This is a genomic window from Bifidobacteriaceae bacterium (assembly GCA_031281585.1).
GTDB lineage: Bacteria > Actinomycetota > Actinomycetes > Actinomycetales > WQXJ01 > JAIRTF01.
Map to the genome: position 1 here is coordinate 1 of JAITFE010000026.1, position 9062 is coordinate 9062.

Below are 9062 nucleotides of genomic sequence, written 5' to 3' on the forward strand. Positions count from 1 at the left end.
AGTCATGCCGGCCACCGCCTCGATCATCGCCTCCCTCGTCACCCGCTCGACCACGATCACCCGAGTCAACAACGAACGTCCCCGGCCTTCGACTTCGTCGGCCACGGTTTGAGCGAGCCTGCAAGGATCGTAAAACTCGACTGGAATCATTCTGCCGTCCAGTTTCAGCCGGGCCGACTGGTACCACCCCTTGGCCTCAACCACCCAGGCGTACTCGTCAAAGCCATCGGGCAGTACTAGCTGTAACATCAGGACCCTCTCGCGAAACACCGAACCGTCGACAAGAGCGACTCGAAACGCTCCGGCGTCAGATTAGCGCCCAGGACGGGCCCGACCTCGCCGCCCGCCCCCAGCGGATCGGCCAAAGCACCGCCGCCGTACTCGCGCCACCGCCCATGTCAAATACCCATCAAACCGCCTCGGCGAGAAAGCCCTATCGGAACGCGGCCAGCGATCCGGGGCCGGTCACTGGCTACGGTATTCCGAGTCATGCCACCACCGAACATCGGGGTTCAACTGCCCTGCCAACTCGACGAAACCGTCGTAATCCCGCTGAAGGCCACCCTCGGCATCCACGAAGAACGTGCCTGTCTCGTACGCGGCGCTCAGGGTTTGCGCCATGGCCGCAAGCGATCGGTGCTCAATCACCCCCTGCTCTGGGAACTCGTCCACGCTGCGGACCGCGCCGAATTGTGCGGGACCGAAGTCGACCACGTAGTAGCCGCCACCGCCGTCCTCGAACACAGGGAACCATGTCGGCTCCCAGCAGCCCGATTCCATGAGTGCCGAATAGGAGCTTGTCGCATCGCCGAGAGGCGGGAACACGAACCACGGGAAAAGGTACTTTTGCCCCAATGTCAGCCCGGATTCCCACCAGGATCCGTCATGCCACCCATACAGCCTTTCCAATTCATGCGATGGGCCAAGGCCAACTGACGCCAAAGCGGCGCGGGTCTCCGCTGGCGGGACGCCCGGGGAAAGGTGGCATAGCAGTTCCGCCCGCCCCGCCCGCCGTAACTGTTTTTCGAGCGACCTCAACGAGTCGGACAATTCACTGTTCATGGGCCATATGCAACCACACAGTCGTCGCCGGGCTTGATGCCAAGCTCCCGGAAAGCCGCAGACAGGACGCCACCTTGGTAGCGCTGCTCGCTCTTTGGCACTGCGCGGATGAACACCGCCTGGCCTGATCGAGCCGGCCCCCCGCCATGCGCCTACTCGTCCGGCCCGTGCACCAGGCTGCTCAACCACTGGGCGTAAAAGCGATCCTGGTCGGCCACCGAGGCTATGCGGGTCGGGTGCGCATAGTCGAAAATCTGAACGAGATCCCTGGCCCTGGCTTGCTGGCCGAACTTCAGCAGATACACCAAGTATCCCCCGCTCATCTGGCGTGACATGCTCGAGGCATGCGCGTTTCGGCGCGCCCCGTTGCAGCACAGCCTCATTCCCAACCGGTCGGTCGCCAGCCTGATCTCCCGGAAAGCCTGCCAAACATCTGAGCCGAACCCCTCCCAGACGCCCACGGGGCCACGGAGACGAAGGGCGGCCTCCTCTCTCTCCGCGTCGTCAAGGACCCAAGTCTGTTTGGCCCCGCCTCCGACCACAACAATGTGCCACTGTTTCATCAGCAGATCCCGAATCCCGTGCTGAGGATCCACCCACCCACCCAGCCCCCCGACCCGACTCTGCGGGCAGCCACGATCGATGACGGGGAAACGCCGCCCACGAAGCCGACCTCTGCTCCGTCGGGGAACTGAAAGCCACACCCAAGGACAGCATTCAAGTCGATAACACCGCCGGATCGCACCTCACACACCCATCCCGTACCGCAGGCCGCTTGCTCCCGAATGCCTAAGCTGTATCAATACTCCTTGACGTGGACACAAACGCGCTGGGGCCACCCGCCGCCGCGGAGCTCTGAAGAGCGGCCAATGACCCTTTCGGCCTGAACCCGTCGCGAAAAACGGTATCAGGCCCTCGCGTGTCCCCCGCCGCAAGGAGCCGGACGGCCGCGCGCACACCCGGTTTCGAAGTCACCGTCCCTCGGCAAGCGACCCGTCCCATGGCGCGGTTGCCCGTCAAAGTCGTGGACACGGCCAAGCGGTTCATAGCGGGACCGCTGGCGGAGGAACCCATGCGCTGCACCAAGCCCCCTGAGCAACCAACTCGCCGGCTCGGGTCGGGGCTGCACGGCGTCCAGCGCCCAATCCCGGTCAGAGCCGACCAGGACCGGCGAACCGTGCGCGTCATCGCGCGCCGCGTGGCGGGCCGGCACCCACGGGCTGTGACCCGCGCGGGTCAGGTCGCGCGGCGAACCGGGGTGCCCCTCGGCCCCGACCCCTGTTCCTTGGCTTCACGGCCTCGCCGCTAATCGGCGGCGGCGAAGAGATCGTCCATGACGACTTGGGACTGCACGGCGGACGCGTACGCGTTGGCGACCAGCCCGTAGGTCGTGACCATTGTGGTGTGGAGCGCTTTGGGTGTTCGGGTTTCGATTTGGAACGCCTCGCGCCGCCGTTCGAGCGCGGCGTGCTCCTGTTTGGTAAGCGCGTACGGATGCCTCGTGTATTTCAGCTCGCACAGGTTGATCACCCCGTCGCGGCGGTCCAACACCAGGTCGACCTGGGCCGCGGGGTTGGCCCGGCGGCTGCGCCAGGTCGTGGTGGTCGTGGAGACCCCCGCAATGCCGAGGCGCCGCTTGATCTGCGGCACGTGCGCCAGGCAGACCTGTTCGAAAGCCAGCCCGGCCCAGGCGTGGCGGCCGCCGTCCTCCAGGCCGTTGGTCCACTGGTGCTCGTCGGTGCGGCGGCCGGCCACCATGTGACGCAGGTGGAACAGGGTGAACGGGTCCACCAGGCGGTAGTAGCCGCCGTTGCTGGGACGCGTGAAATCGGGATCGTACACAATGAAGCCGCAGTGCTCCAGTTCCTCCAGTGTTCCGGTGGCGGAACCGCCGGTGACCAGCCCCGCCGCGCGAACAAGGGCCTCGCGGGTCAGCCCGGAGGGCTTGGCCGCCAGGGCCTCGACCATCCGCATGTGGCGGTCTGGGTGCGCGAACAGCGACCGATAGAGTTCGCCGTATTCGTCACACGCAGCGCCCCGTTCTTCGCGAAGCACAGCCGATCCACATTCTGGGCAAGACCTAGGGCGGGATCGAGCAGGTCTAGGTAGAAGGGTATGCCGCCGAAGATCATTGCCGACTCGAGTTGCTGGTACCGGTTGAGGACAACGCCCCTGTCTCGGAACAACTCCTCGCACTCGCCCAAAGTGAGGGGCTCAACCCGCATCCGGGCGGTGGCCCGGTTGTGCAAGGCACCCCGGTCCGCCAAGAGGTGTTTGACGATCCACGACGTGGCCGAACCGCAGACAACCACCATCAGTCGCGGCGCCTTGGACGCGTACTCGTTCCAAGGGAGCCCGAACGACACCCGGAAATCCGAGCCGCGAGTGTCGAACCAGGGGAACTCGTCCAGAAAAACCACCTGGCGGCCGGTCGCCGGCTTAGAAGCCAGATAGCCTCTCAGGGCCTCGAACGCCTCACCCCACTCCTGGACGCCGGATGCGGCCAGCCATGGCGTTCCAAAGCCCGGTCGAAACTCTGGAGTTGGAAGGCGCGACTGGCACCGACGGCGCCGTTCGCGGCGAACGCGAAGCCATCCTTGCCCAGCGTCTGGTCGCTCAGAAAAGTCTTGCCGACCCCGCGCCGGCCGAAGACAACCACCAATTCTGGCCTCTCCGAGGCGTGGAGCCTCCGCGGCTCCCGCTGCTCCGCCTGCCGCCCGACCAGCCTCACCGCCACACCCTTTCCTCAGTGTTCCAGCCAAAACACACCGCAGAACTGGTGTTTTGGCTACGAACTTCCCATTGCCGCGCTGGACGCGCCGGACTTCGCAGCCAAAAGTGCCCTCCGAAACCATGTTTTGGCTGCGAACTCAAGGCGGAGCGTCTGCGGGGAGCCGCGCCGCCCGCCTACCGGCCGAACGCCCGCAGGACTGAGAGCATCAGCCCCTTCCGCCTATTCGGCCGACAACTGCGCTGGCGGGCGCGCCGAAGAGAACGGGCCTCGGTTCAGGGCCAGGGTTTCCCACCCGGTGGGACCCGGTCGGGTCGCAGCCGGACCAAGTCTCGTTCAGCGACGAACACGTTCGGGCGGCGGAACTCGGGGGCACCTGCCCGGCCGCCTCGTCGCGGAACAAGCCTGCCGCCAAGTGACGGATTCTGCGCCGCCGGCTCGTCGACCGGAGGATTACGCGCCGGGGCTCCCGCCGCCAGGACGCCCAGCCCAAAAGACCGACGATGCCGTCCCGCCAGACCCCCCATGAAGGACTTCCGCCGCGCGCACCCCCGCCGCTGGGGCAAAGCGGGGGCCGAGAAGCAGCCTGGAGCCGAAAGAGTCCAGCCCATCAAGTCCCCAAGGCACTACGCAAGCCAGGGCTATCCAACGGCAATGCCTGCGCTCGTCCCCGGCACAACCGGCCCAACTCGTCACACGCACGGCAGGGAGCAGCTCCGGCCGAGCACTCCACCAAGCTTGGTTTGTGCGTTCACCCCACGGTCCCGTGGGGCCCCCTTGGACCTTGTTTCGTGCTCAACCACCGGAACAGGAGTTCCCGCCGGTACGGCAATGCGACTGAGATTCTGCGGCACACCACGGTCAGGCTGCGCCCGTCTTCGAAACCGACCTCTAGCGCGGCGTCCGCGTCAACCCGACTCACCGCCACCTTCTCCACGGCATCGGACAAAACGCCCGGCGCGGCATCGTAGGTCGCCACAGGGTCCATCACGTCATCGTCGGTGCCTCCCCGCATAGTCAGTTCCCGGACCGCGTCCATGTCGAAACTGGCCCGGAACCTGTCCGCCTCAGGCAGGCCGCAGCCACGAGCCGAGTCCACCACCACGTCGAAGTCCACCACGACCACATACCCAAACCGCGCCAGCCGAAGCCCGCCGAAAAGATTCCCGCCCAAGCCCCCTACCTGCGCCAGCCAAAGCCCGACCTCGTCAACGCCCTCCAACCGCATCCTCACACCACCCCGTCCGGTAGGTCGCCCTTCGGGCCGGCTGCGCCGATGCGTCCAAAGAACGACGACCGCCAGTTGCCGGGCAACCGCGCCGAAACCGAACCGCCCCATGCTTCGACCACCCAGTCACCATCCCAGGCCGCCCGCACCGCCGCCAATCCTCCGTCTTCCCAAACCTCCACCAACGTGACTTCCGAGAAGCTCCAATTGACCGCCTCCGGGGATTCCAGCAAACCCTCATTCAAGGCCCTCCGGATGGTCAACTCACGGGGGCGCTCAATTCGGAACGCAACCCGGAAACGCTCGTCTTCCCGCAGCATGCGGCCACGGGCCGGGTCGAACAGCACGTCAAAGTCCATCGTCACAGCAGGCGAACCCGCCTGCACTGACAAGCCGGCCAACACGTTCTCGGCAAGGCCGCCCATCTGCGCGAGAGCGGCACCAACACTCCCCACTCCGCGAAGGATCATCTCGAGAAGACCTGGATTCCGCGCGTGAAGCCGGGAGTGTTGACATTGCCGAACTCGTCCAGGTCGTTGCCGTTGGAGTTCCTGACACGCAGATCCCATCCGCCATTCCTCCTCATGATCCGGACCTCTTCTTTCCCATTTCGGTATGCCTCCATCAAAGAAAGTCAGAGTCTTGCCGCTCCCGCTAGACATTATCTCGGTGGTGGGGGCCATCACCCGCACGCCGGCACACCCTCGAGGCCGTCGAAGTCCCCCTGCCCGGGCGGTCGCGCGGCCGGACGCGGACGTGGGCGACATCCCCATCAATTCACTGTCCACCAAAGCCATGACACATCAAACCGCCAAGTGCCCAACGGGTCAGCCTCACTGGTCAGACGGGCTCAGCCGAGGTCCCCAGCAGTCGCCTCACTTGCCGGGGCCCGGCCCCAGCATGGCGGTGAATTCGCGCGCCAGGCCCGCGCCCATTTACCCGCCGCCAGGAAGACAGCAATGGAATCACCTTGCGGCAACTCTTCCACGTTGGCTTGCTCCAGCAGCTTCTCCGCAAGAGCGCGGTCATCGGCATCTGACATGACCACAGGCTACGACTCGACCGGGTAGGCGGATGAAACGAACCACCCTGGCCTGTCGCGGTGCGGCCTGATCGACACCTCGATTTCTTGGCGATTGACAACACACCTAATTCATTTTCCTGGCGGAGTGTCGAAGACAACTCTTCCGCGCGTGATCGTGTCGAACACCGGCCAAAATGTCAGTAGACACACCCCAAGACTCCATCAAACGCTACGCCGACAAGACCCGCGAACATGCGGCCGCGATCAGCGCAGCCAGCCCCCAACCATCCAAGCGCCGACGAAGCCCTCATACTGCGCCGACTCGCTGGCCTCAAGCAGAAGCCCAAGCCGTCGGCCGGTTATGCCCAAGAACCAGCCCTCACACCGCCCCAACCAGGCAGCCAGCGCGCACTTCCGCATAGCCGCAATTTCGGCATAGAAGTCAGGATTCGCCCAGCGGCGCCGCCCGGACGGACACCCGTCCCGCGAAGAGCCAGCCGAGCGCGGTACTGGTCCTCGAGTGCAGGCGGGGATGATCGCCTAATGGGACGGCCCACGTCACGTGATAGGGACGCGCCGTCATGATTGGGGAGCGTGCTCCCCGTGCCCGGTCTTCGGCCGCCCATCGGCGCGCGGGTTGTGCCCGTCTGGCCATCGGGTCTCGTCGTCCCAGACCGCGTCCTCCAGGTCGGCCCCGTCCAGCTTCGCGCCCCTGAAGTCCACCCGCTCCAACCAGGCGCGCCGCAGGTTCGCTCCCGTCAGGTCGGCGCCCCGCAGGTCGGCGTCCTCCAACGTGGCGAACACCATCCCGGCCTTCGCCAAGACCGCGCGGTTCATTTTGGTCCCGCCAAAGGCAGCGCCGCTCAGGCCGGCGCCCGTCAGGTCGGCGTTCCCGAGGTCGGCCCCGCCGAAGGTCGCGTCGCTAGCCTCCGCGCCAGTCAGATTCGCGTCGCGCAGATCGGCGCACCAAAGGCGGGCACGCTCGAGGCCGGCCCCCACGAGGTCAGCGCCCCGCAGTCCCGCGCCCCCCAGCATGGCCCTGCCCAGTGCGGCGCGCCGCAGGTCCGCGCCGGACAAATCCGCGTCCTCGAGGTCGGCCCCGGACAAGTCCGCGCCACGCAAATCCGCCCCCCGCAGATCCGCGCCGCGCAGGTCCGCGCCGGACAAATCCGCCCACGACAGGTCTGCGCCGGCGAACCCGCCCAGCCTGACCGAACGATGCAAATCGGCCACCGCGACCACGACGAACCGCTTCGCCCTGACCCCGTGGCGGTCCCGGCCCAAGACGGCATCGGCGGCGAAGGCCACCACCAAGACCGTACGGGTCGGCCCAAACCGGCCGCCCACCGTCCCCGGGAAGTCGAACGCGGCCGTCAACCCGTCCCCGGGCGCCTGCGGCCACGGGCCGGCGTTGGCCTCCACGAACGGACCGGCCGCCTCCGCCACCCCGCCCGGCCACGGCCAACACATCCCCCTGGTGCTCGTCAAATCGGCGTTCACCAGCCGGAACGCCCACTCGTCACAACCCGGCGGCAACGCCAACCCATCCGTCAGCACATCCAACGCCGGACGCACGTCCGGCCCGCGACCCTGGCGGCCCCGCCTGGAACACGTCCCGGCGTTTCTGCGGCCGTCGCCCCCGGCCCCCCGGTCCTGCCATGCCAAACGCCCGACCGCCGCGGCGGCCACCCACAGGACCGGGTCGTCCACAAGGCGCCGCAACACCGCCCACGGCGCCTTGGGGTTCGCGGCGATGTGCCGCCGCACCTCAGGGTCGGGGTCAGCCGCCAAAGCCCAAAACAAGGACTCCGGCAGCTTCCGCCTGGAGGCCACCTCCACCCGGACGCCCGGATCGGGATCCTTCGACAACAACTCCAACACCTCAACCGGCACAGTCTTGTTCCCGACAACCCAATCGCGCCACTCCGGATGCTGCTCCACAATCCCGAACCACACCTCCAAAGGCGCCTCCTCATACCGAGTCCGCCGGGCACCAGAAGCTTCGCCGTCGCCCTCCTCAAGCAGGCGGACGTATTCCTCCACCGAGTTGATCACTTCCAGGTGTCCTTCCATCGAATGATCCGGCCAATCGGCCCCTTGTGTTTTCCGTCGATTTTGTCTCCGAACTCATCAGCGTCGAAGACCCACAGTAGGTCACCAGTGCCCTTCTCCTGCTCGAAGACTTTCCACGTCGAACCGTGTCCAGCTCTATCACGAATCCACCAAAGGGGAACTGTGTCCGGCTTTCTTGTCTTGCTCTCGTACGCCCTACCCCAACAAGTGTTCCGCAACGCCGCGCCGCCGCCACCAGGGTCTGCTCCGGCGCGGCAAACGACCCAGACGACCAAGCCGAAAGGCCTGCCGTCCCCGGACAGACCCGCATGCCCTGCCGATCCGCAATCCGCAGGCGTCAGCCGGGCGCTGCCGCGCCGTCAGCACCCAGGAGATCAGTCAACAGGATCTCCACGGCGCCGGAGCCATACAAACCGTCTTTCCAGCCGTCGTGGGGTTTGCCGGGAGGGATCTTCTCCTGCCGGTGCCACAGCGGGTCCGGGTCGTCCGGGTCGTGGAACCGCCGCCACCACGTGTCCTTCAAGATCGGGTCTTCATGCACAAACACCGGCATCGGCCATTCGGCCCGGTCCCAACCCGGCGACAGCCCCAACACCGGCTTTTCCCCCCAAAAGCCCAAGTCCCCGAACCTGCTGATACGGACCGCGTCCGCGGGCCGCAGCCCCGCCAGGTACTCCGGCCCAGGCGGGGGCCGAAGAAATACCCCAACGGGATCTTCCCCTCGCGCGCCATCCGGGCGATCACACCCACAGCCCACCCGCTGCCGTCGCGCAACGGCACCGCGAACCAATCACCCTCCCCGCAGCGCGGGCGCTTGGGGCTCCCCGCTGCGGACCACCCTTCACTGCCTTGGAGGATCCGCGCGGGTTCGGGATTCCCCGTGTTCCGGGACCCCGCTCTCCCCCGCGCCTCACCACCCATCGACGGCTCCCGGAGTCATGCCG

At 66.6% G+C, this 9062-nt stretch carries 12 protein-coding genes; all 12 read right to left on the reverse strand.

Annotated elements, in window-relative coordinates:
* Positions 1 to 249: hypothetical protein (locus tag LBC97_02330; protein ID MDR2564896.1), on the reverse strand; the 249-nt coding region annotated here is incomplete at its 3' end.
* Positions 250 to 465: 216 nt separating this feature from the next.
* Positions 466 to 1062: a hypothetical protein gene (locus tag LBC97_02335; protein MDR2564897.1), complete on the reverse strand. Its 597-nt coding sequence runs from the start codon at positions 1060 to 1062 to the stop codon at positions 466 to 468.
* Between the two features lie 152 nt (positions 1063 to 1214).
* Positions 1215 to 1625, reverse strand: coding sequence for a hypothetical protein (locus tag LBC97_02340; GenBank protein MDR2564898.1), 411 nt, complete (start codon positions 1623 to 1625; stop codon positions 1215 to 1217).
* Between the two features lie 742 nt (positions 1626 to 2367).
* Positions 2368 to 3030: a hypothetical protein gene (locus LBC97_02345; protein ID MDR2564899.1), complete on the reverse strand. Its 663-nt coding sequence runs from the start codon at positions 3028 to 3030 to the stop codon at positions 2368 to 2370.
* Positions 2994 to 3482 (reverse strand): hypothetical protein, encoded by a 489-nt coding sequence (locus LBC97_02350; GenBank protein MDR2564900.1) that lies wholly within the window; start codon positions 3480 to 3482, stop codon positions 2994 to 2996. Before LBC97_02350 ends, LBC97_02345 begins: the two co-directional genes overlap by 37 nt.
* 38 nt (positions 3483 to 3520) lie before the next feature.
* Entirely contained in the window at positions 3521 to 3799 is a 279-nt protein-coding gene (locus LBC97_02355; GenBank protein MDR2564901.1) for a hypothetical protein, read from the reverse strand.
* 745 nt (positions 3800 to 4544) lie between these two features.
* The gene (locus LBC97_02360) at positions 4545 to 5027 is read right to left on the reverse strand and encodes a hypothetical protein (GenBank protein ID MDR2564902.1); all 483 of its coding nucleotides are present in this window, start codon (positions 5025 to 5027) and stop codon (positions 4545 to 4547) included.
* Positions 5024 to 5476 (reverse strand): hypothetical protein, encoded by a 453-nt coding sequence (locus LBC97_02365; protein ID MDR2564903.1) that lies wholly within the window; start codon positions 5474 to 5476, stop codon positions 5024 to 5026. Before LBC97_02365 ends, LBC97_02360 begins: the two co-directional genes overlap by 4 nt.
* Before the next feature lie 395 nt (positions 5477 to 5871).
* Positions 5872 to 6063 (reverse strand): hypothetical protein, encoded by a 192-nt coding sequence (locus LBC97_02370; protein MDR2564904.1) that lies wholly within the window; start codon positions 6061 to 6063, stop codon positions 5872 to 5874.
* 246 nt (positions 6064 to 6309) lie between these two features.
* Positions 6310 to 6465 carry a hypothetical protein gene (locus LBC97_02375; protein ID MDR2564905.1) on the reverse strand — a complete coding sequence of 52 codons (156 nt, stop codon included), beginning with the start codon at positions 6463 to 6465 and terminating at the stop codon, positions 6310 to 6312.
* A gap of 159 nt (positions 6466 to 6624) precedes the next feature.
* Positions 6625 to 8118: a pentapeptide repeat-containing protein gene (locus LBC97_02380; GenBank protein ID MDR2564906.1), complete on the reverse strand. Its 1494-nt coding sequence runs from the start codon at positions 8116 to 8118 to the stop codon at positions 6625 to 6627.
* A 337-nt stretch (positions 8119 to 8455) separates the two neighbouring features.
* Entirely contained in the window at positions 8456 to 8713 is a 258-nt protein-coding gene (locus LBC97_02385; protein ID MDR2564907.1) for a hypothetical protein, read from the reverse strand.
* Positions 8714 to 9062 lie beyond the last annotated feature (349 nt).

Bases quoted from the DNA above. Each gene is read 5' to 3' on its own strand.
- LBC97_02335 (MDR2564897.1), bottom strand. From the start codon at position 1,062: ATGAACAGTGAATTGTCCGACTCGTTGAGGTCGCTCGAAAAACAGTTA.
- LBC97_02340 (MDR2564898.1), bottom strand. From the start codon at position 1,625: ATGAAACAGTGGCACATTGTTGTGGTCGGAGGCGGGGCCAAACAGACT.
- LBC97_02345 (MDR2564899.1), bottom strand. From the start codon at position 3,030: ATGGTCGAGGCCCTGGCGGCCAAGCCCTCCGGGCTGACCCGCGAGGCC.
- LBC97_02370 (MDR2564904.1), bottom strand. From the start codon at position 6,063: ATGTCAGATGCCGATGACCGCGCTCTTGCGGAGAAGCTGCTGGAGCAA.
- LBC97_02375 (MDR2564905.1), bottom strand. From the start codon at position 6,465: ATGCGGAAGTGCGCGCTGGCTGCCTGGTTGGGGCGGTGTGAGGGCTGG.
- LBC97_02380 (MDR2564906.1), bottom strand. From the start codon at position 8,118: ATGGAAGGACACCTGGAAGTGATCAACTCGGTGGAGGAATACGTCCGC.